Origin of the sequence: Faecalibacterium sp. IP-3-29 (genome assembly GCF_023347335.1) — a bacterium.
Classification (GTDB): Bacteria; Bacillota; Clostridia; order Oscillospirales; family Ruminococcaceae; genus Faecalibacterium; species Faecalibacterium duncaniae.
Map to the genome: position 1 here is coordinate 2,146,365 of NZ_CP094471.1, position 23,017 is coordinate 2,169,381.

Annotated in this window: 21 protein-coding genes; 1 reads left to right on the forward strand and 20 read right to left on the reverse strand. The window is 45.8% G+C overall.

Annotated features, from left to right (window positions below):
- From MTP40_RS10270 to MTP40_RS10360, 19 genes are all read right to left on the reverse strand, one after another.
- Window positions 1–813: a hypothetical protein gene (locus MTP40_RS10270; protein ID WP_442900422.1), complete on the reverse strand. Its 813-nt coding sequence runs from the start codon at window positions 811–813 to the stop codon at window positions 1–3.
- 153 nt (window positions 814–966) lie between these two features.
- On the reverse strand, window positions 967–1,608 hold the full coding sequence (locus tag MTP40_RS10275; RefSeq protein WP_173016449.1) for an NTP transferase domain-containing protein: 642 nt from the start codon (window positions 1,606–1,608) through the stop codon (window positions 967–969).
- Window positions 1,609–1,631: 23 nt separating this feature from the next.
- A complete protein-coding gene (locus MTP40_RS10280; RefSeq protein WP_117504674.1) occupies window positions 1,632–2,234 on the reverse strand; it encodes an HAD-IB family phosphatase in 603 nt (200 codons plus the stop codon).
- Complete coding sequence (locus MTP40_RS10285; RefSeq protein WP_117504672.1) at window positions 2,227–4,077, reverse strand: aminotransferase class I/II-fold pyridoxal phosphate-dependent enzyme; 1,851 nt, start codon at window positions 4,075–4,077, stop codon at window positions 2,227–2,229. The genes MTP40_RS10280 and MTP40_RS10285 overlap by 8 nt, the downstream gene beginning before the upstream one ends.
- 85 nt (window positions 4,078–4,162) lie before the next feature.
- Window positions 4,163–5,350 carry a UDP-N-acetyl glucosamine 2-epimerase gene (locus MTP40_RS10290; RefSeq protein ID WP_154276675.1) on the reverse strand — a complete coding sequence of 396 codons (1,188 nt, stop codon included), beginning with the start codon at window positions 5,348–5,350 and terminating at the stop codon, window positions 4,163–4,165.
- 32 nt (window positions 5,351–5,382) lie between these two features.
- Complete coding sequence (locus tag MTP40_RS10295) at window positions 5,383–6,579, reverse strand: polysaccharide biosynthesis C-terminal domain-containing protein (protein ID WP_154276676.1); 1,197 nt, start codon at window positions 6,577–6,579, stop codon at window positions 5,383–5,385.
- A gap of 12 nt (window positions 6,580–6,591) precedes the next feature.
- Window positions 6,592–7,158 carry a PglD-related sugar-binding protein gene (locus tag MTP40_RS10300; protein WP_249259330.1) on the reverse strand — a complete coding sequence of 189 codons (567 nt, stop codon included), beginning with the start codon at window positions 7,156–7,158 and terminating at the stop codon, window positions 6,592–6,594.
- A complete protein-coding gene (locus MTP40_RS10305; RefSeq protein WP_249259331.1) occupies window positions 7,151–8,197 on the reverse strand; it encodes a polysaccharide biosynthesis protein in 1,047 nt (348 codons plus the stop codon). The genes MTP40_RS10300 and MTP40_RS10305 overlap by 8 nt, the downstream gene beginning before the upstream one ends.
- Window positions 8,198–8,212: 15 nt before the next feature.
- Window positions 8,213–8,626, reverse strand: a complete 414-nt coding sequence (locus tag MTP40_RS10310) for an adenylyltransferase/cytidyltransferase family protein (protein ID WP_081028495.1) — start codon at window positions 8,624–8,626, stop codon at window positions 8,213–8,215.
- A 361-nt stretch (window positions 8,627–8,987) separates the two neighbouring features.
- Entirely contained in the window at window positions 8,988–9,893 is a 906-nt protein-coding gene (locus tag MTP40_RS10315) for a LicD family protein (protein ID WP_238077726.1), read from the reverse strand.
- A gap of 24 nt (window positions 9,894–9,917) precedes the next feature.
- Window positions 9,918–11,144, reverse strand: coding sequence for an oligosaccharide flippase family protein (locus MTP40_RS10320; protein ID WP_173016450.1), 1,227 nt, complete (start codon window positions 11,142–11,144; stop codon window positions 9,918–9,920).
- Window positions 11,145–11,325: 181 nt separating this feature from the next.
- Complete coding sequence (locus MTP40_RS10325; RefSeq protein ID WP_154276681.1) at window positions 11,326–11,661, reverse strand: hypothetical protein; 336 nt, start codon at window positions 11,659–11,661, stop codon at window positions 11,326–11,328.
- 144 nt (window positions 11,662–11,805) lie between these two features.
- Entirely contained in the window at window positions 11,806–12,960 is a 1,155-nt protein-coding gene (locus MTP40_RS10330; RefSeq protein ID WP_249259332.1) for an EpsG family protein, read from the reverse strand.
- 53 nt (window positions 12,961–13,013) lie between these two features.
- Window positions 13,014–13,205, reverse strand: a complete 192-nt coding sequence (locus MTP40_RS10335) for a glycosyltransferase (protein WP_330220937.1) — start codon at window positions 13,203–13,205, stop codon at window positions 13,014–13,016.
- A gap of 23 nt (window positions 13,206–13,228) precedes the next feature.
- Window positions 13,229–14,350, reverse strand: a complete 1,122-nt coding sequence (locus MTP40_RS10340; protein WP_249259333.1) for a glycosyltransferase — start codon at window positions 14,348–14,350, stop codon at window positions 13,229–13,231.
- 3 nt (window positions 14,351–14,353) lie between these two features.
- Complete coding sequence (locus MTP40_RS10345; RefSeq protein WP_154276683.1) at window positions 14,354–15,541, reverse strand: glycosyltransferase family 4 protein; 1,188 nt, start codon at window positions 15,539–15,541, stop codon at window positions 14,354–14,356.
- Window positions 15,538–16,911, reverse strand: coding sequence for a sugar transferase (locus tag MTP40_RS10350; protein ID WP_154276684.1), 1,374 nt, complete (start codon window positions 16,909–16,911; stop codon window positions 15,538–15,540). Before MTP40_RS10350 ends, MTP40_RS10345 begins: the two co-directional genes overlap by 4 nt.
- The gene (locus MTP40_RS10355) at window positions 16,892–19,204 is read right to left on the reverse strand and encodes a Helicase associated domain protein (RefSeq protein WP_238078404.1); all 2,313 of its coding nucleotides are present in this window, start codon (window positions 19,202–19,204) and stop codon (window positions 16,892–16,894) included. The genes MTP40_RS10350 and MTP40_RS10355 overlap by 20 nt, the downstream gene beginning before the upstream one ends.
- Window positions 19,205–19,277: 73 nt before the next feature.
- Entirely contained in the window at window positions 19,278–20,432 is a 1,155-nt protein-coding gene (locus tag MTP40_RS10360) for a tyrosine-type recombinase/integrase (protein ID WP_097770375.1), read from the reverse strand.
- Between the two features lie 388 nt (window positions 20,433–20,820).
- Here MTP40_RS10360 and MTP40_RS10365 point away from each other — a divergent pair, with 388 nt between their 5' ends.
- Window positions 20,821–21,063, forward strand: a complete 243-nt coding sequence (locus tag MTP40_RS10365; protein WP_097770376.1) for a helix-turn-helix domain-containing protein — start codon at window positions 20,821–20,823, stop codon at window positions 21,061–21,063.
- A gap of 865 nt (window positions 21,064–21,928) precedes the next feature.
- On the opposite strand, the gene gap is transcribed toward MTP40_RS10365, so the two are convergent.
- Window positions 21,929–22,960 carry a type I glyceraldehyde-3-phosphate dehydrogenase gene (gene gap / locus MTP40_RS10370; RefSeq protein ID WP_249259334.1) on the reverse strand — a complete coding sequence of 344 codons (1,032 nt, stop codon included), beginning with the start codon at window positions 22,958–22,960 and terminating at the stop codon, window positions 21,929–21,931.
- Window positions 22,961–23,017: the final 57 nt, after the last annotated feature.

The window sequence follows — 23,017 nt, forward strand, 5'->3', positions numbered from 1 at the left end:
TCAATCAAACCGCTTCTCAGCGTCTTTCACAATCTCACATTCGACCTTTTCAGCAATTTCCTTATTCTCTGCGCTGACAGAGATATAGGTCTTCAGCTTCGGTTCGGTACCGGAGGGGCGCACCACTATGGAGCAGTTATCTTCCAACAAGAACTTCAGCACGTCGGACTTGGGCAGACCGTCCAGACCCGGCGCGTAGTCCAGCAGCTTGATGACTTTCTTGCCGCCGAACTCCTTAATATCACCCCGGAATGCCTGTATAATGCTCTGCATCTTGGCAAAACCGGCGCTGCCATCGAACTCATAGCTGTGCAGCGTGTTCAGGCAGTAGCCGTAGGTCTTGTACAACTCGTCCAGCTTGTCTAACAGGCTGATGCCCTTGGTTGCATAGTAGCTGAACATCTCGCAAATCATGTACGCGCCGTCCACACCATCCTTATCGCGGACGTAGGAACCGGTCAGATAGCCGTAGCTTTCCTCAAAACCGAACACATAGCTATCTGCCTTGCCCTGCTTTTCCAGCTTGCCGATCTGCTCACCGATGAACTTGAAGCCGGTCAGCACATTAATGGTACGCAGTCCATAATGACTTGCAATCTGCTCGCCCATATCCATGGTGACGATTGTCTTGACCATGACCGGGTCAGCGGGCATCTTACCATATTTGACGCGCTGGCTGCAAATATAATCCAACAGCAGCATACCGGTCTGGTTGCCGGTCAGCAGTTCGTACTCCCCTGCCTTATTCTTGACGGCGATGCCCACACGGTCACAGTCAGGGTCAGTCGCCAGCAGCAGGTCAGCGTTGCACACCTTAGCATATCCAACATTTGAAACATCATATGTCTTTACTGCGTCAAGAATCCGCAATGCAGAAGCATCTCCACTCATTCGTCAGTTAAATACCATACATGAGATAGTCAAAAACGCTAACCGTCAATATTTCAGTCATATTCTTTTCCTCAATCAGTCCATCATGCCCGTATTATACCACTGAATCATACGCTCATAATCGTCCTGCGTATCCAGATCTCTTATGCGCATCGGAACTGCCTTTAGAGGAAGAAGTGGTTGCAGCATCTCATCAATTCCTTGTGCCCCTGCAATCAACCGGCTCGATAAAACTTTGGAAAGGCACCCCCATTCATACTTACTTGGGCTACGTAAGAATTCGTTTACTTCATTATTTGAAACAGCCAAGTAAATTGGTTCACTTGAGTGTGATTCACATACACTTATACATTCCTGTGGCTCACTCATAAATCGATTGAAATCGTCCCTATTAATAAGTAAATCGCCATCCATAATTACGACGTATTTTCGCGCTCCAATCAATGTCTTAGATAAGCTCACCCCTGAGCCTGTCTTACGATAATCATTATTAAAAGCAAACATTACATCCTTACGGATATGCTTTACCTCCTTGATAACCTTTTCTGCTTGATAACCAACGGCAACGCGAATATCATCATACTCATCGAGCATTTCCAGCTGACGCTGTATAATAGACTTACCAGCTATTTTCACCAGTGCCTTTGTTGTCCCAATACCAAGTCTAGTGCCCATTCCTGCACAACAGATTACAACGCTAATATCATCGTGTCCCATAATCATGTTTCCTTCTAATCTTTTTATAGAAGCGTCCTGAGAAAATCCGCGCATCTATTATCATCGTAAAATGCATAATCAATATTTTGAATCAGCGATGGCGCAATATCCCTAATACCACCAAAACCAACTGAAATATTAGCAACTTGTGCCATACCAGAATCATTATCTCCATCACCAATAACAACAAGCGGCTGAACAAACTGTTTTGCGGTCAATTCCTTATCAATAACACTGACTATTTGCGTGATTTTATCGTTTTTATAGTTTGCTCTAGAGCAATACACATGATCATTGAGGCCGAGTTTGCGCATCAAATCATTGATCCAAATATCTAGATTTCCAGTTACAACGTAGCACCTATCACGATTTTCCCTTATAAACTGTGCGATATTCTCATTTAAGGGTATCTCAGCTACCATCGCTCGCGTTTCTGATACATTCATAACGCTTAATATTTCCACCCTTTTTAGGAAACTACTCTTAAATGGAATCTCTCCATTCATGGTCGCTTCCGTAAGTTCTCGCATTTCTTTTTGTCTATTCACCTTTTCTGCAATAGTAGGTAAAATTTCTTTGCATGTAATTGTCGAATCCAAATCAAATAAAAATATATACTCAGACATCTTTTTCAATCCTATTCTCAGAACTCAGCATTGCATTCAATGTCTCTGCCAATTTTTGGATAAACATATCATTATCCGCTTCATTTCTGATGGCAATTCTTAAATATTGTTTTTTCCCTTTGATTTTCTTACTTAGAGTCTTAATAAAGACTTTCTTTTCAAGTAGCATTCTCTGTTTTAATTCTTCTGCATCCAAACCGTCAAGCAATTCTACCATAAGATAGTTTGCTTGAGATGGTATCACACGTATATATCTTAGGTTTTGAAGTTTTGATATAAATCTAGTCCTTTCTTTTCTGAATTTATCTAGCGACTTTATATATGAATCACGATACTTACCGCAAATCTGCATATAGAATTCAGCAAACGAATTTATATTCCAGATTGATACATCCACTTTCATTCTTGAAATCAATCTTTTATCTCCGCTTGCCAAGACACCAAGTCTCAGTCCCGGCACACCATACGATTTAGAAATACTCTTAATCACGTATAGATTTGGATATTGATTTAAAATTTCTTGATCAATCAAAGATGAGTTTATCTCATCAGAAAAATCAACAAATGATTCATCAATAATTATCTTAATACCCTTATCTCTTGCCCACGATATCATCCTCAGCATATCGTTCTTAGGAATATAGTTACCTGATGGATTATCCGGATTAACCAATACAAGATTAGAAATAGTAGTTTTATCAAAGTATTCTATAAGATCACTCGCACTATAGGAAAAATCTTCTGATTCTACCAGATAATTAACCGTTTCAATCTCAGTATATCTGTTGGGATATTCATCAAATGTAGGTCGAACGAATCCAGTTTTCCCTTTTATAAATCCCATCATTGACTTAATTAACTCTGCCGCACCGTTTCCCACAATAATACTTTCTGGAGAAACCCCAAATGCGCTCGCCGCCAGTTCCGCATTCACTCTCATTCCTGACGGATATTGTTCAAGCAAAACTTTAAAATTATTCTGCAGCTCCTCAACTAGTTCACGTGGCGGATAATATGGTGTCACAAGATAAAAATAATCCAGATAATCAGGATATCTCCAATATCCGCCCCAACTTCCCAGCATTTTATCAGCAACACTTTTTTTATCTTTTGAAAAAAGAATTGTAGCCTGATTTATGTCCTCCGTATTATTGATTTCACGCCATACAGCATTGCTCACACGCAAGGCCTTAATCCTCGTGTCATTTGACATTGCAATTACATTCAACGGTTCAGAATATTCTAGACTATCTCCTTGCACATCAATTATGGTTTCCAATACCGGAACAAAATATTTTTTTGTAAAATTCATATCAAATTTGCAAATCCCAACCATCCGATACGAATTTAACTGAAGAGTCGAAGCCATTTGAGGTTCTTGTCCAACTGACAAAACACGAGCATTTCCGTCAACAAATACTGGTTTTCCTGTCATCCAATTTTTATAAATATCTACTGATACAACACATTCACCATCCGTTTCAAGTATAGATTCGAGAAGATTATCTTCCAGCACAAGCTGAGAATTTAGAATAACCGTATCGTCCATTGACAAATATTCTCTTCCCAAGAATATCGAGTAAATACTCTTTGACTCTTTGTAAAACTTATTTTCTAAAAACACAAGTTCAGTCTTTAAGTTTAATCTCTCGGTGAATTCAATTAGACTTTCTTTATTATCCCTAGTAATGAGAATTATTCTTGAAACAATACTATTATCTAGCTGAGTCAACATTCTTTCTATTATTGGAACTCCATCGATTTCAACCATCCATGGTTCATTGCTATTTCCCAATCCAGTCAGTCCTATTATCTCTCGATCCGCTAAAATGAGTGCCTGCATTATGATTTCCTTCTCTCCCTTTTAATTTCAATCTAAAACAGACGACTATCAGAAGCGCAAATTTCTTCTCCGTGAAACCTAGTAATCAGTACTTCCTCCACACCATCTTATTAACTACATTCACATAACCCTGAATGATGCGAACCACCTTCATGGACACGGTCTCGTCCACATAGTCGGGGCAGGGTTTGCCCAGAACACCCTTCTGCTTCATTTCAATTGCCATATCGGTGGCGTTGAGCAGCTCCCGGGTGGTAATGCCCGCCAGGATGAAGTCACCGGCTTCCAGTGCCTCGGGGCGCTCGGTGGAGGTGCGGATACACACAGCGGCGATGGGATGACCGATGGAGAGGTAGAAGCTGCTCTCCTCAGGCAGAGTGCCGGAGTCGGAGACGATTGCCAAAGCGTTCATTTGCAGCTTGTTGTAGTCGTTGAAGCCCAGCGGCTCATTGACCCGGACACGAGGGTCAAGCTGGAAGCCGCTCTGTTCCAGACGATGCTTGCTGCGGGGATGGCAGGAGTAGAGAATGGGCATATCATACTTCTCTGCCAGCGCATTGATGGCAGTGAACAGACTCAGGAAGTTCTTTTCAGAGTCGATGTTCTCCTCACGGTGGGCAGACAGCAGAATGTACTTGTCCTTTTCCAGCCCAAGACGCTCCAGCACGTCGCTTTTCTGAATCTTTTCCAGATTCATGTGCAGCACTTCCGCCATGGGAGAGCCGGTCTGGTAGGTGCGCTCCTTGGGCAGACCGGTATCTGCCAAATACTTCCGGGCAAACTCAGAATAGCACATATTCACGTCAGAAATTACATCCACGATGCGGCGATTGGTCTCCTCGGGCAGGCACTCATCCTTGCAGCGGTTTCCTGCCTCCATGTGAAACAGCGGGATGTGCAGACGTTTTGCACTGATGGCAGAAAGGCAGGAGTTGGTATCGCCCAGCACCAGATAGCCCTCCGGCTGCAATTCAGAGAGGAGTTCATAGCTGCGTCCCATGATGTTTCCACAGGTCACGCCGAGATTTTCGCCCACCACGGGCACCAGAATGTCGGGTCCGTATTCCCCAAAGGTGTTTTTCAGTTCAAAGTCTTCCCAGAAAACGGTGGAGAGGTTTCTGTCCCAGTTCTGATTGTAGTAGACCACGCAGCAGTCAAAGTATTCCCGGCAACGCTTGATAACCGCAGCCAGTCGGATAATCTCCGGACGGGTACCGCAACCAATCATGACCTTGGTGCGACCGTCGTTTTTCCATTTGAAATTGTGTTCCATATCATTCTCCTATTGACAACCAGTATCTTCTTTTACACCGGCTCGAAGAAGGTGTCCGGGTGGTTCGGGTCAAAAATCTCGTTGCAGGTCATCACCGTCACCAGATTTTCCGTCTCTGACAAGTTGATGATATTGTGAGTCCAGCCGGGAATCATGTGGACAGCCTCGATCTTATCCCCGGAAACTTCAAACTCCACCGTTTCTCCGGTGTTGATGTTCCTCTCCTGAATCAGACCGTAACCAGCAACCACAATGAACAGCTCCCACTTGGAGTTGTGCCAGTGCTGCCCTTTCGTGATACCCGGGCGGCTAATGTTGATAGACACCTGTCCGCAGTCAGCGGTGTGCACTAGCTCGGTGAAAGAGCCGCGGTTGTCCATGTTCATCTTCAGGGCATACTTAAACTTGTCCGTAGGCAGATAGGTCAGGTACAGGGAGTAAAGCTTCTTGGCAAAGGAGCCGTCTGGCATTTTCGGCATCATGAGGGTGGTGGGCTGTGCCTTGAACTCTTGCAGCAAGTCCACGATCTCGCCCAGCGTAACCTTGTGGGTCACGGGAACGCAGCAGTAGCGGCCATCCGCTTTGAGAACCGTTTCCACGCCATCGAACTCACAGTGCTGCTCCTTACCTTCCAGCAGGTCAAACATACCTTCTACCAAGTCATCGATGTACAGCAGCTCCAGTTCTGTACTCCGATCATTGACCGTAAAAGATTCATCGTTGGCCACTGCCCAGCAGAAGGTACTGACTGCACTGTTGTACTTGGGGCGGCTGTGGCCCATCAGGTTCACAAAGCGGTAGACCGCCACCTTTGCCCCAATCTCCTGAGCATACTGGAAGAACAGTTTCTCGCCAGCCTTCTTGCTGCGACCATACTCGCTGTTGCCAAAACGACCAGCCAGCGTAGCTTGAATGGAGGAGGACAGCATGATGGTCGCCTTGTTATTGTGCTTTTTTAGGCAGTTCAGCAAGTCGGATGCAAAGCCGAAATTACCCTTCATGAAATCCTCGGGGTTTTCCGGACGATTTACACCTGCTAGATTGAACACAAAGTCCGCCTTCTGGCAGTACTCATCTAGCTCCGCCGGGGTAGAATCCAGATCGTACTCATAGATTTCTTCAATATTCAATGCCGGGCGAGTTTTATTCTTCCCATCCCGGATGTTTTTCAGGTTGTTGCACAGGGCGGTTCCCACCATGCCCTTAGCACCTGTGACTAGAATGTTCATCCTATCGCCTCTTTAATGTACTGCGGTACAGTCCGGAATGTCTGCGCCATCCGGCACGGTTGCTTTATTGCAGATGGTGCAGTTGCTGCCGATACGGGCAAAATTCCCCACCGTGGTACCTGTGCGAATCACGCTGTTGGTATAGATCAAGGCGTAATCCCCTACCGTTGCATCACAGTGGACTTCTGTTCCGGCATTCAGCAGAACACCGTTTCCGACAGACGCACCGTTCTGGATACAAGCGTTTTGCAAAACCACACAGCCACAGCCGACTTCAGCAAACGGACTGACATAGGCACTGGGAGCAATGATGTTTGGGAACGCATAGCCAAGGGCTTTTGCCTTTTCATAAACCTGTGCTCGGAACCGGTTGTTGCCGATGCCAACCACCAGCAAGCCGTATTCTTTCCGCAACTCCGGCAAATCAGCAAGGCCGCCAGCCACCGGAATATCACAGACGTCAGTACCCACGGCTTGTCCATCATCCACAAAGGCACAGTTGTACTGGAGCATCGCCTGCTCTGCTACAATGCGCCCGAAGCCACCGGCACCAACCAGCAGCAGTTTTTCCTTAGACATTCGGGATGCCCTTCAGTGCGTTCTGGACATACTCGGTGGTCAGAATCTTCTTGACGGTGCCTTCCACGTCCAGACGCTCGGTGTTGTGGCTGGTGTAGGACTCGTCTGCCATGGTATGTACCTCGCCCTTGACCACGAACTTGTCGTAGTTCAGGTCACGGTTATCCGCAGCAACACGGAAGTAATGGCCCATATCCTCGCTACGCAGACGTTCCTCACGGGTCATCAGGGTCTCGAACAGTTTCTCACCGTGACGGGTTCCGATGATGTTCGTGCCAGTGTCACCGAACAGCTGCTGGACAGCTTTGGCCAGATCGCCGATGGTAGAGGCATCCGACTTCTGAATGAAGAGGTCGCCGGGGTTAGCATGCTGGAAGGCGAACATGACCAGATCCACGGCCTCGTCCAGGTTCATTAGGAAGCGGGTCATGTTGGGGTCCGTGATGGTGATGGGGTTGCCAGCCTTGATCTGGTCAATGAACAACGGAATGACAGAGCCACGGCTGCACATCACGTTGCCGTAACGGGTGCAGCAGATGGTCGTGCCGCCCCGCTCGGCAGCCACACGGGCGTTTGCGTAGATGACGTGCTCCATCATGGCTTTGGAGATACCCATGGCATTGATGGGGTAAGCTGCCTTGTCGGTGGACAGGCAGACAACACGCTTGACACCGGCATCAATAGCGGCGTGCAAAACATTGTCGGTACCGATGATGTTGGTCTGAACGGCCTGCATGGGGAAGAACTCGCAGGAAGGAACCTGCTTCAGAGCAGCAGCGTGGAAGATGTAGTCAACACCGGGCATGGCATCACGGATGGACTGGGGGTTGCGGACATCGCCGATGTAGAACTTGACCTTGCCAGCAGTCTCCGGGTGCTTGGCTTGAAGCTCGTGGCGCATATCATCCTGCTTTTTTTCGTCACGGGAGAAGATACGAATCTCTTTCAGGTCAGAATCCAGGAAGTGCTTCAGAACGGTAGAACCAAAAGAACCAGTACCACCAGTAATCATAAGGGTTGCGTTATCAAATGCAGACATTTTAATTTTCCTCTCTTACTTTGCTTCAAGCGATTTCTTTATATCAGAAGAACAAATTCCCTCTGTTCTCTTTAAACGAACAACTCTTTTGTTGTGCTCTTCACACCACTGCTCTACCGCGTCAAAACGTCCACCACGGTGATCTTCACCAAGCGCAAGAATATCAAAATCAATTGTCCCTAAAAATTCAGGATCAACAGATTCATACACCACCACTTTGTCAACGATCCGCAATGATTCAAGCATTTCCACCCGTTCTGCGGTCGTATATAAGACCTTAGCATCCGGTTTATACTTCTTAATATAATCTCCGTCTTGAACGGCCACAATTAAATAATCTCCATAATTTTTGCACTGTTTGAACAGTCGCAGATGTCCCAAATGGAAGTAGTCATATACTCCAAATGTAAGAATTTTACTCATCATCATTTTCTTCTTTCATTTTACAATATAAACAATAACGGATCGTATACCGTTGCATCAATATCATTCTTATACCTTTCATATAAACAGGTATTCTGTACATTCCCAAATCACCGGGCACTTATTTGCGCGCGCAAGTTGTTGGAACGACCTCTCGATTTCGGACGAATGCTCGTCCTGTTTCACCACCTCAATACACTCTCTCAAAAGTGCATAAAAAGCTCGTCCGAAATGGAATTTCACCTCGCATAGTTGCTTCTGTTAACTGCCACATTTCATCAAATTTTCCGATTCGTTTTGAAGATTCCAGTAAAACCTCTTTACGCGTAATTATGGAACTCGACATTTCCTCACGCTCACTACCCCTTTACTTCTGGTATGCTTTATACATATGATGGGATACTCTTTTCTCTTCGGGAGGAAGTTGCATATAATCGCCGTAAAATGCGTTTAGCCATTTATCATATCCAACAGGTGCATTGTACTCTCTTCCCTCAAAAGGAACCTTTATGAATGAAGAAAAAACATCCTTTTCACAAACAATTCTGGGAACAGAAGTGAAATTTCCGACTGACTTAGTAGGCATATCCGCATATTTCTTTGAATTGGAAACTATTTTTTGTGCAAAATATCCCTTTGGATAAAGATGCAACGCCACAAATCCAACAGCTTTCACAATATCCTTCATCACACCATGCGTTCCAATCATCCTATTTTGAAGAGCATTCAGCATGGAATACCAATCGCTACGGTCATACATTTTTTTACATTCTGATATGCTATCAGGAGCGTTATCATAAACAAAAATATCAATATTGATGCAACTTACAATGCCGTCTTCATCCGGCTCATACAAAATTGTTTCAGTGTCCATCACCTTTCCATAAGGATAAACACATGCTTTATCTAGTTCATTACAAGTAAATTTGTAGCGATTGTTTTCTTGATTAAATTTGTGCATAAATCTATCAAAATCCGGGCGTAACATCCCGACGTCAATATCATCATCCCATGGAATATAGCCTTTATGACGAATTGAACCAAGCAATGTCCCACAATCCAGCCAGTATTGGATTTGGTTTTTCTCGCAAAATTCTGTGACGGTATCTAAAATGCCAAGTTGGTAGTTTTTTACTTCTTCTTTATTAAGCCTTTTCATTTTTCTCGTTTCCTCTTTAACATTTTTGACAGAGATTCTTTTATATTGGGGATAAGTACTCTTATAACTAACAGCTGCAATTGTAGTTCCTATTGACTGCCATACGTCTTTCATAAGCCGTCTTTTTCAGATACATATTCAGCAAAACTCTTTTCGATATTTCCAACAATACCATCCGCGGCATGTCATAAGCACAAACTCCGTTACACAGCGGAATATCGCGATCCACATTACAGTAAAATGCCCAGTCGCAATCAATAAAAGCAGGCTTACTACCTGAACAACGGCGGCCAGAATTGTTGTTTTTGTTACCTGCGCGGCCTTGTCCAGCGCGCCCAATGTCGGCCAGCCCAGCACGATTCCCGGAAAACTGAAAATCAGCACTGGAACCAACGCACGGAACAGGGACGTCGCTGCAACATATTGTTCACCACCAACAATCAGCAATACATACGGTGCGACTGCAACCGAGAACACACTACCAGCCAAAACAATAGGCATAAAAATCATCAGAAGCCGCTTGATGAACTTCCAGCTTTTTGTTTTGATCATCTCTGGATACACACCCTCTGTGATAGGAGTGTACATCGTCTGCACTGCACCAATTAGCTGCATGCAGACACTCCAATACGCGACTTCCGTTGCCGGAAGAAATGCGCCAATCAGCAGCGTATTCAATGCGCCAAATGCGGTCGTTGCCATATTCGATGCAAAATAAACAAACGAATCTTTCAGCTTTTTCCAAGCAGCTTTTATGCCAGAAAAACGGATGGAAATCTTTTCTTTTTTCAGCTCGATCAATACAAGGATAACTGCTACCAGAGAGCCGATTGTATCCAACAGAGGAACAAACAAAATATCCTTATCCGAGTGGACAAAAACAAAAGTCAATGCAGTTGCGATGCCGCGCATAGCGACAAAGCGCAGTGTGATGACCTGCATTTTTTCGATGCCTCTAAAGAAATAATCGAACAGGAATACCGATAAAAATACAGTCACAAATGCCAGTAGCGTATACCCAATGTTGGCGCGAAGTAGTGGAATTACCGCAATCATTCCCAGCAGGACAACAAACGCTGCCGCAGCCAATAAGATACGGGCAAGGAGAACGTCGCCCACTTCTTTTTCCAATTTTTCGTGGTCGTTTTTTGCTTTTACAATGTCGCGCGTTCCAGACAGCATAAAACCAAAGTCTACACCCAACTGCATATACTGCATTACGGCTTTTACATACGAAACCACGCCGTAGCTTTCTACGGAAAGTACACGGGTCAGATACGGCAATGTCAAAAGTGGAAATACGATTTTGGCAATTGACATACCGTAGAGCATAATAATATTTTTAAGTACGTTTTTTTGTTTCATTATAAGATGTAATCCTGTTTTTCTATGTATTTTCTTGTCCATTCTTCAATGGAACAAATGCTTTTTGCTGGATTTCCGGCTACAATACTGTTTGATGGTATTTTACCGTGCAACACTGCCCCACCCCCGCAAATAGTATTGTCTCCTATTTCTGTTCCGGGTAAAATCAAAAATCTTGCACCTATAAAGCAATTTTCACAGGTTTCAGAAAATGATCGGTTGCTTCTTGTCCAATTGCTTGCAAGCCTTTCACAATCGAGAAATCGTGCGTAAGAACAACCACGTCGCGAGAAATTGTGGTATTTTTTCCGATTGAAATCAAGCGGTAATCGCTTCCGTCAAAATATGCACTTGGATCAATATAACCGCTTTTTCCTTCTCGATAATCCTCCGGAATGTTTATTCCAATTTTTCTCAAATATCTTGGATATAGCTCCTTATATAATTCATCGTTTACATACGACAGCATCTTTAAAGCTTTTCGTTCCAGAACTAGGAATACTTTTTTAGATTTCATATTTTTCTCCTTATTTATCCACCCGGTACACATAACTCATAATATAACAGACCACTAAATCATCGAAATCTGAAGAAATACAGGAATAGAAAATGCACTCTATTATTATCTCGCGACATCTTATTTTTAAGCGGTTACCCCTTTTTACTCGGCAAGATATTTACTTTCAATATGCCTAATTTTATATATTCTATTTTCATTAAAAATAGACACATAACTATATGTAGCTATCGTCACTGCATCATCATAATCGCCCTGTACAATATAGGAATTAATGTTTTTTACAAGCATCAATGATTCTAATAACACAAAGAAACCAGCTATGATCAATCTATTCCTGAATTTCATTGTACGAATCGCATAGATTAGAAGAAACAGCTCAACAAAACGCATCACACCACTCATGCGTGATGCGATATTACTATATCCAAGAAACACACCGTATATTGACATTGAAGTAAGATAAATCAGATATAAGGTTTGATATTTTTCTGTAATTTTCTTCGCTTTATTTATGAAAAAGTACAAATATGACACTACCCACAAAAAGAATAGACGTTCAAAAACCGACACAATGGAGATACTGAGTCCTGTCTTCATATAATAATTGATTCCGCTTATTCCAACAGACATAACAAGCTCTCTAACTGCTGGCAGTGTCATTGCAAATCCTATAATCCATGATACAACGCATCCATATTGGGCAACTTTTATTTTTCCGATTTTTTTTAAAACCATAGGAAATATAAAAACAATGGATGCACTATGAATTAAGGAGCACAATACAGTTACGAAAACATAGCTCTTGTATTTTTTCTCAAGAAGCATCGGTATCAAAATCCCCAAGTAAACTGCAGCAACTATCCCCTGTCGTATGGCGGATGTGAAATAGGTCATGTAGAGTGTCGGATACGCAAGGACTAAAACAAATGGAGTATCAATCTTGAAATATTTACAAAATCGAGCAAAACAGAGCATCTGGAATACTGCTGTGCATGCAATAAAAAATTCGTATGGCAATTTAGCGTATCGAAAGAGATTACATAAAATTAAATATCCAATTTCTCCATGAACTGTTGAATATATTGAAAAGTCAAATCCATCTGGTGACAAACGATTGTAAATATAGCGATATGCAAAATAATCTGTTCCTTGGCCAAAGCGCAAAGTTAACATTACTAAGAGGATTATTAGTAATAATTTAAATTCTCGATTCTTTACTTTATAAGTTGCTCGGAATAAAAAATCTTTTATTCCAAAAAAACAAATCACTATCCATATGACGAGATATAAGCTCATTTTAGTTCCCTTTTGCAAACAAATTACAACTTAGGCCTTATGAACCTAGCGTGTTACTTTATTCCTACCTTTATAGTTTCTCTGCTTCCACCTGTGTCATAAGTAACCACCCTTGTCCCACATGCCTGTGCTTCCAAGTTGACAGTCGGGTAATTATCTTCATACGTTGGATTTGCAAATACATCTGCCGCCGTATAAATCGCAGCCAGTTCCTGCGGACTATTCGTGCGAGGAATGCAAATAATCGTGCATCGACACGTATTATTTGTTACCCCCCCCCCCCATTAAATTTATAACCTGTTATTGCTTCATACAGTGCGTTCACATCCTGCGGCACAACGGTGTTCCCATTCTGTAGCGCAACTTCTTCACACGCTGTATCTTTGTACACAATAGAGGGTGTTCCGCACGCCTGTGCTTCCACCGGGGTCATTCCAAAGGTTTCCTCTACACTAGGGTTCACCAGAACATCCGCCGCTGTATAAATCGCAGCCAATTCCTGCGGGCTATTGGTGCGCTGGATACCCTTGATATTTTTCGGGAGATCTTTAATCTGTTTTTCGCTCAATCCTACCAGAACAATAGCGTACCGGTCGTCCAACATCTGCGCCAACTTATAGAAGTCAAACAAACCCTTGCGATCCTCCCAGACATTAGCAACGCCTAACACAATGATCTTATCCTGTAGCCCATAGCGTTCCCGGAAGTCACTAGGGGTCGGCTTGAAAATGCTGGTATCGATGGTGTTGTAATGCACCTCGACCGGATACTCTTTCAGAAAACTCTGACGGGTCAAATCGGCAAGCCACTTGCTGGGGGTGATAAGGGTCATGTTTTTCACCCCGGTAAAAGCCTTGCGCTTGCGTTCGAAATTTTTACTGACAGAACTCATTGCGAAGCAAGCCGGATAGCGGCGAAGCTGAGAGCAGTACGAACAATGGCTCTTCCATTGCTCGCACTTTACCATGGTAAAGTGCGAGCAATGGCCAGTGAAGGCCCAGCAGTCATGCAGCGTCCATTTCACCTGCATTTCAGGATGCTTTTTGATCCAATCAAACAGCATCTCCACATTGATATAGTAGCCATGGAGATTGTGGAGCCACAACAGGTCTGGTTTGTATTCCTCAGCCCACTTCAAGAACTCTTTAGTTGCACGCTTGGAGCCAAAGCCATGTGTATCGAACAGCCGTGTCTGGATCGCGTGCATCTTGCAGTCAAAATCTGTGCCAATACGCACTGCATATTTTTGAAACTGCTGCGGTACAGTACCCTTGCGGCCATAGGCGATTTTGACCTCGTTGCCTTCAGCTTCCAGCTGTTGTGCAAGATCTGTGCAAATGCGGCCAGTGCTGCCGATGCCGCAAACAGAATTAATAAAAAGGACTTTCATACATTACACCATTTGTTCTACCGCATCACAGTGTGCCGCAATGCTCTTATTTCTTGTAAAATAGTCACTCCACAGTTTCGCATCCTCGCACGTTTGGCTGTCATTCCTTAGTTGCAGAATAACATGTTTTACATTTTCTGGCTGGTTTGTTCCTGCGTTCTCTATTCCGTACCTTCCAACCAGCTTAGCAAACTCCGACGCATCATCAACACAAGTTACAATTGGCTTTCCAGCAATCAAACAATCAGCTGTTTTACTTGGAAGTGCCGCATAGATAAGACCTTTTTGAAGAGGGATCACATTAACATCTGCAGCAGCGTACAGATCTGCTACTTCTTCAGGTGGCTGCATTTCAACGAACGTCACATTGCTCAATTCTTTTTCTTTGGCAAACGTCTTAAGTCGTTCCTCGTTCACACCGCCACCGACAATATAAAAGCTGACATCCCTATCATCTTTCATCAAAGCAGCGGTCTCCAATATAAGTTCCACATTTTGCATCTTGCCTAGATTGCCAGCATACACCACACGGAACTCACCCGGCTTCTTCGGATACCTTTTCAGGAAAACATTTTCCTCATCACTGTGGGCTTTCAATTCCTCATGCCCCCAGTTGTAAATCACCTGCACCTTATCCTCCGGGATGCCGTACCGAGTAACGATAGTATATTTCATATCATCGGAAATCGTACTAAGTGCCGTTGCATTTTTGTAGGCGTATTTTTGCAGCGCATGAGCCACTTTGTAGACCGGACTGCTCTCAGAAAGAATGCCCGCAAAAAAAGCATTCTCCGGGAAGATATCCTGTTCGTTATAGAGAATCGGGCATCTTAAAATGTGCTTTACGTAGAACACTGTAAAAAATGCAGTATTATTGGACTGAAGAAAGATCTTATTCGGCTTGTCTTTTTTCATTAGTGTACAAGCTTGTTTATAATAGGATAGATCTGCCAAATAACGAGCCTTTAAATCAGCCTTTGCCTTCTTTTCAAAACGAATATTTTGTACTTGAAGCTGACCTTTTAAGTACTTCTCAAATTGCTGCGGATACTGTGGCGTATCCAAATACTGCTTCTGAATTAAATTCACCTCATGTCCTCGCTCCAGAAGGCCGAGGACAATATCACGCATGATATGATAGTCCGAGTATTGTGTATCAAAACTACCAATCGATACTACCGCAACTTTCATTCTCCAGTCTCCTCACACTCTTCCTGCCCCATCGCCGTGGTCGCACCTTCTGCTACACCTTCCGTGCTTTCCGGCATAAACAGGATCTTCACGGTCGCCAGCATGATTTTCAAATCCTCGATCAGGCTGGGATGCGCAATGTACATCAGATCCATCTGCAGCTTATCGTAGGGGGTGGTGTTGTACTTACCGTACACCTGTGCATAACCGGTCAGACCAGCCTTAGCCTGCAAGCGCAGCGCAAACTCCGGCATCTCCTCACAATACTGGGCGGCGATCTCCGGGCGCTCCGGACGAGGGCCTACAATAGACAAATCACCCTTCAAGATATTGAGAAGCTGGGGCAGCTCGTCCAGACGGCAGGCACGAATGACGTGGCCCACCTTCGTGATGCGGTCATCTTTATCACCGGTGGAAAGGCGTGCTACACCATCCTTTTCAGCATCCACTCGCATAGAACGGAACTTCAGGATCTCGAACGGTTTGCCGTCTTTGGTAAGGCGAACCTGCTTGTAAAAAGCCGGGCCACCATCGGACTTGACGGCAATAGCCGTAATCAGAAACAACGGACTCAGGATAACCAATGCTGCCAGTGAGATCACAATGTCCATTACCCGTTTCACAAACAGAAATTCCGGGCTTGCCATATAGCGACCCACACGCAGCATGGGCAGATGGAACATATGCATCGGCTGGGCACCGCTCATAATCACATCTCCCACACGAGGGATCACAAACACATTGATGCCCTGTCCCACACAGTATTTTAGGATGATATTGCGCTCATGGCTGTGGACACCGCTGATGAACACGCTCTGCATTCCATCCAGCAGACTCAGGTCGTTCAGGCATTCCTCAACGTTCAATGTCATCTTGACATCGTATTTTTTCGAGAGGCCATATTCATTGATGAGCTTTTCCAGACCATGCCGGACATCATAGACCACTGCGGTGGGCTGAGGAGGGAAGGTCCGGAAATACCAGCGATGGGCGCATTTTGCCCAGATTGAAGCCATCACGACCTGTCCGACAATCGCCGCAATACCCGGCAGAATATTGCAGAGCCGCCGGGACATCAGGCAGATCACGATATACAGAATGCCGTCTGTCGCCATTGCCGCCAGCACTTGCCCATAAATCAACTCCGAAATGCGTTGCAAAGACATCCAGAACGCATCGTAGACTTTACCTAACAGAAAGAACAACACCGCAAACAGACCGATCATGGCCCAGTTGCCCTTCCAACCAAACTTTGCATAGATCTGATACGAATAATACAGCTCCCAACAAAGTGCAAACGGAATTGTGATCATTACCAAATCGATGATTTTTACGATTTTCAACATCACATCATGCTGAAATTTTGACATAATACCCCAATAGCTCCTTTAGCTTTTTCTTTTGCTCTTCGCTCAACTTTTTCGACCCGCTTTGCAGCAGCCGTTTCTGGTTGTACACCCATCGGCTCAGCCAAATGCCATCCGCAGTCTTGTATTTTGCTGGAATCTCCAGATTTCCATGGCATCTTTTATACTCCTGCGCCAGCTCGTACCGGTGCTGCCACGGGTCCGGTTTCTCCCACTGCATTCCGATGGCATCCAGCAACTCAATGCGCTCTTGTGATAAAATCGCATTGCTCTTCTCCGGATTCCGATATGCATACTGCTGCCGCCGCACCCATTTTCCAAGGGCATAGCCCTCCGGCGAAACATAGGCCACCGGGACATCAAGGTCTCCATTTGCCTCAAAGTACCGTTTCGCTGCCTGATAAACCTCATTCCACTGTCGGTCATAGCGACTGCCCCACTGCATTCCTATGGTTTCCAGTCGTTTGATCTGATCCGCAGACAACTTTTTCTGCTCATAGGCTAGTTCTTGATTTTGAATCCAGCGACCAAGTGTTTTTCCATCTGCTGTTTTATAATCTCGTGGAACATCCAGATTTCCATACTCCTGCGCATAGATTGCCGCAAGTGCATATCCCTGTTCCCATTTGGCATCAAATACGCTCCATATCATTCCCATCTGATCCAACTGTCGGATGCGCTCTTCCGTCAGCTTTCCATCGCTTCGGCGTTTCCGCGCATTGTTGATCCACTTTCCCAGAGGATAGTCATTTTTCGTTTTGTATTTCGCCGGGACCTGCAAATTCCCAAACTGTTCCCGAAATTTTCGCGCTTCTTCCAGGCCGTGCTCCCATGCGGCATCGTTGCGGTTGCCCCACTCCATCCCGATACTGTCCAGCCGTGCAACCTGTTGCTCGGTCAGGTTCCCCGGAATCTGTCCCGCACGAACACGGCGCTGGGTCGTCAGCCATTCGCCAAGGCTCAATCCCGCCGGTGTGGTATAACGCTTTGGAATATTCAGGTCGCCATGCTCCGCATAGTAAATGCTTGCTTCCGAAAAATAATGGTCCCAACCAGAGGACAAGCTTGCTTGCAGCCGCTCAAACAGCACCCGGCAGTCATGCACCTGCTCAACCACCTTAAACCGTTCGGTGATGATCTTGTCGCCCTCACCGTTGGCATTCAGGCGGTAGACCGCCTCCTGAATCTCGCCCTGTAACCCCGCAATGCTGCATAGGCCCTCGAAGTTGTTGACTACATCGAGGATAAGCGGCGTAGAATTTTCCCCAGCGGTCAAAGCGCGGCCAATCTGCTGCTTGTAGATGGTGGGTGAAATGGTGGGCCGGAACAGGATGACACCTGAAATGCCTTCTACATGAACGCCCTCGTTGAGCATGTCTATGCAGAACAGCAACTTCAGCTTGTCGCTCTCATCCGTCTTGAAGTCTGCAAAAGCCTTGTCTGTACCAGGGTCATCGGAATAAGCTTCGTACACCGCCACTTCCGCATTCACCTTTGCAAACCATTCCGGCACATGAGAGATCATTTCGTCCATGTGCTCCTTGTTGGCGCAGAACACGATGTACTTTCCGGACTTGTTCGTGATATGATGTTCAAAAACCTTGTCTAATCCATCTGCTTGTTCCAAGGCGCGGCGCAGGGCATCCAGATATTTTTGATTTACGTCCTGAATCCCAGCAGAACGCAGATTATCCACTCTTGTCTGATAACGTGCCAAGTCTTTCTGGTACTGATAGACGGTGGTCACATAGTTCGGAGCAGGCAAAATCCCCCTGACGACTGCTTCGCCAAGGGTCATGTCGCTCGCAACACGGCTGTCAAAAAGCTCTTCGGCCATATCGCGGTTATTATCCAGATAGCGGATGTTTGTCGCCGTCAGCCCCAGCAGTTTTGCCTCCGGGCATAACTTTAACAAAGCCACCGTGCTTTCGCCCCAGCATTCCGCACCGGCACGGTGGAATTCATCGAGTATAATATAGGCGGGCTCCTGCGCTGCGATATCATCCAGTTGCGCCTGGGTACAGCACATCAGCTTCGCATAGGTATAAAAATGGACGTTCGCCAGCGGAAAGTCCGGGTCGTTCCTTTTCAGGCTCTCCAGCTGTGTCTTGAAGATATATTCACTGGGAGAAAGCCAGATCACGACCTTCTCCGGGTTGTCCTCGATCAGCTTGAACGCAATATAGCTCTTTCCGGTGCCTGTCGGATGAACAATGGCGGCCTTGCCATACTGCTCCATCATCCGGACTGCCGCATGATATGCTTTCTCGTTGTGCTCGAACAGACGCAGTGCCACCTAGTTCACCCCTTTCCGCAATAAAGGAGTATCCTTCACATGGAAAATGGAGGACTGTGAGTAAAATCTGGCGTTATTCAATTAGATTTAACGCTTTTCCGCCCCTCGTTGACACCTGATGTGAAAATATCCGATTCATCTCCCGGCGCTTTCGGATCAGGTCAGAATGCACATAGCGCTGCAAGGTGATGTTGGCGTTGGCGTGTCCCAACAATTCGCTGAGGGTCTTTACATCGCACCCCGCCTGCAGGCAGGTCGTTGCAAAGGTGTGGCGCAGTGCGTGCGGGCGCACTTGACGGACAGTCGCCTGCTTCAAATACGCTTTGATGCTTTTCCGATAGCAGCGGGGTTCGGTGGGCTTGGACTCGCTGCCGGACAGGAACCATGCAGCATTGCTGGCGCTTCCGCGCAGCTTTTTCAGCATCAGCGATAGCTGCTTTGGGATGGGAATTTCCCGGCGAGAAGTGCGGGTTTTGGGCATCTGGATGACCACCTTTGTATGACCGTTTCCACAGGAAATTCTGCAGACCGTCCGATTGATGTTCAGCGTGCCGAGTTTCAGGTCAAAATCGCCCCATTGCAGGCCGCAGATCTCACCAATTCGAAGCCCCAATTCCAGCCCCAGTAGTAAGCCGATTTTGCGAGGCGTGGGGTTCGCCTGTACATATTGATGAAGTCGCTGCTGTTCCGCCGGGGAGAGAGGCGCAGAAATTTTGTCGATGGCTTTTGGCAGCGCAACTTCCAGCTCCATTGGACGAATCAAACGTAAATGAGCGGCATATTTGCAGATACGTCGCAGCATCGAGAGGCATTCCCGAGCAGAGGAGTTTCCCAGTGGCTTGTGTGCCGCATCTGTGGGCGTGATGATTTGCTGCATGGCCTGTTCCAGAAAGCTTTCCTCAAGGGATGCAACGGGCACCTTGCTCAAAACCGGAAGAAGATATTTGTGCAGCGTGTACGAATAATGCGCATAGGTGGATTCTTTTATAGCGTTTTTCAGAGAGCACAGCCATACCTCGGACAGTACTTCAAAGGTCAGGTCGGTTTGATTCAGGTTATAGAACCCCGCCTCCGCTTTTCTCTGGATTAGTACCCGTTTGACCTCCGCATAGGCCGTTCCGTAAACGTAACCCCACTGGATCTTCCCCTCCGGTGTGCGCGCCTTGATGTACCTGCCTTCCCACCGACCGTCCTTACGCTTGCGAATGTTTTCTCCCCGTCGCGCCATCGCTGTTTCCTCCTGCTGTTTAGACCCTCATCTGACCCCTTATTTTCTCAATCTTCGTTTACAGCTGGAATTATTATACAGAACTAGGCATGATACAAAAACAATCCGGCCTTCGCGATGTTTTTTCAGGGTCAAATGTGATACATTTATGATGATTTCTATTGAATCCCAGATATAACCATGATAAAATAAGATGAGATTATAGACAACGATGTCAAAGGAACGGTATCCTCCATTTTCCATGTGGAGGATACATTTTTGTTAAATATATTCTTTGTCGTTACGCAGCCACATATTCTCTACAGCATAAAATACTTTCACGATATACGCAACTGCGTACGTAAAACCGCACGAACTTCTGTACTATCATGTTGAGGTGAACTTCATCATGACTGTAAAAGATGCCGTTGCCAAGCGCTTTGAACAACTCTGCGACCAGCGTAGGATACGCCCCAACGAGTTAGCGACCCGTGCCGGTGTAACACCATCTACGGTATATAGTATGCTTGACCCATCCCGTCAGCGTGTGTCCATCGCCACCATTAAAAAGCTCTGTGATGGTCTTGATATCACGCTTGGTCAGTTCTTTTCCTGTGCGCTGTTCGATGAACTGGAGCAAGAGAACCAATAGCTCACCGAACGATCTGCTCGACTTTCCCTGCAACGCGTACTCTCTTTTCTAAGTGAATTTTAGAATTTCATATCCATTGTCAGCCTGATTTGTGCTCTTTTGTATGGGTCAGGCTTTTTTTTTTTACGCTAAAAGGCCCCTGTCCATCACATTTCTGTGAAAGGCAGAGGCCTTTTGCTGCTAGATTCTAATTCGGTCTGGGGAGATGGAACAACTATCTCATTCTACCGGGTCAGTGTCCCTTACCAGATTTTTAACTACCCCCCGGATGCTGGTGATCCGCACCACCGGGTTTTTGCTTCATGAATCATGTGGTTCATACGGTTGTGGTCGCAGGAATCTCACGTTGTCAGTAAAAAATCAACCAGAGGAACGACCGAAATTGCAACACCGTCTACCTCAATGTCAGAATCTTCCTCGTAGGTCACGATGATATGGTGGTGCGGTTCGGTCACGGTTGCAGCAATTTTCTTCAGCAGATCGTTGTTTGTAGTAGTTTCTCCCACTGCTCATTTTGTCTATCATATAAGACATTATAGCCTATTCTATGTTCTATATATAAGACAAACAAAATAATTTCTTGCATCATTGCTTGACCAGAATATAGTCCGGTCTGATATCTTCCGGCTCCATCAGGATCATCTCATTGCAGCGCATCCCGGTGTCGAACAGTAACATAATACAGAAATTCATCGCGGAGATCCTTCAAACACATAAAAAAAACACCCTTTCTCTCATGGAAGAACCACAAAAGAAAGGGTGCAAAAATCTCTAAAATGGTTGTCGTACCAGATCAGGCTTGTTCGTAGTTGAGCAAGACAAACTCCAGTCGACAAATCATTTAATTTTTATCGCAGCTACGAGATCAGCAGTTCTCAGCGAAGTACTTAATGGTACGGACCATCTGAGAGGTGTAGGAGTTCTCGTTGTCGTACCAGGACACGACCTGAACCTGATAGGTGTCGTCGTCGATCTTAGCGACCATGGTCTGGGTAGCGTCGAACAGAGAGCCGTAACGCATGCCGATGACATCAGAAGAAACGATCGGATCCTCGTTGTAGCCGAAGGACTCAGAGGTAGCAGCCTTCATAGCAGCATTGATGGACTCCTTGGTGATATCCTTGCCCTTGACAACGGCAACCAGGATGGTGGTAGAACCGGTGGGAACGGGCACACGCTGAGCAGAGCCGATCAGCTTGCCGTTCAGCTCGGGGATAACCAGGCCGATAGCCTTAGCAGCGCCGGTGCTGTTGGGAACGATGTTCTGTGCGCCAGCACGAGCACGGCGCAGGTCGCCCTTGCGCTGAGGGCCATCCAGGATCATCTGGTCGCCGGTGTAAGCATGAACAGTGGTCATGATGCCGGAAACGATGGGGTAGGTCTTGTTCAGGGTGTCAGCCATGGGAGCCAGGCAGTTGGTGGTGCAGGAAGCAGCAGAGATGACCTGATCCTCAGTGGTCAGGGTCTTCTCGTTGACGGAGAAGACGATGGTCTTCAGGTCGTTGCCTGCGGGAGCAGAGATAACGACCTTCTTTGCGCCAGCCTGGATGTGAGCCATGCTCTTCTCCTTGCTGGTGTAGAAGCCGGTGCACTCCAGAACGACATCAACGTTCAGTTCGCCCCAGGGAGCATCCTTTGCGTCCTTAACAGCGTAGATCTTGATCTCCTTGCCGTCGACGATGATGGAATCCTCGGTAGCCTCGACAGTGTGCTTGCCTTCGCCGATCTTGCCGCAGAAGGAACCCTGAGCGGTATCGTACTTCAGCAGGTGAGCCAGCATCTTGGGGCTGGTCAGATCGTTGATTGCAACGACCTCGTAACCCTCAGCATCAAACATCTGACGGAAAGCCAGACGGCCAATACGACCAAAACCATTGATAGCAACTCTAACAGCCATGTTAATAGTACCTCCTAAATGTTCTTACCCTTTTATCGGATAATAATCACGGTATCT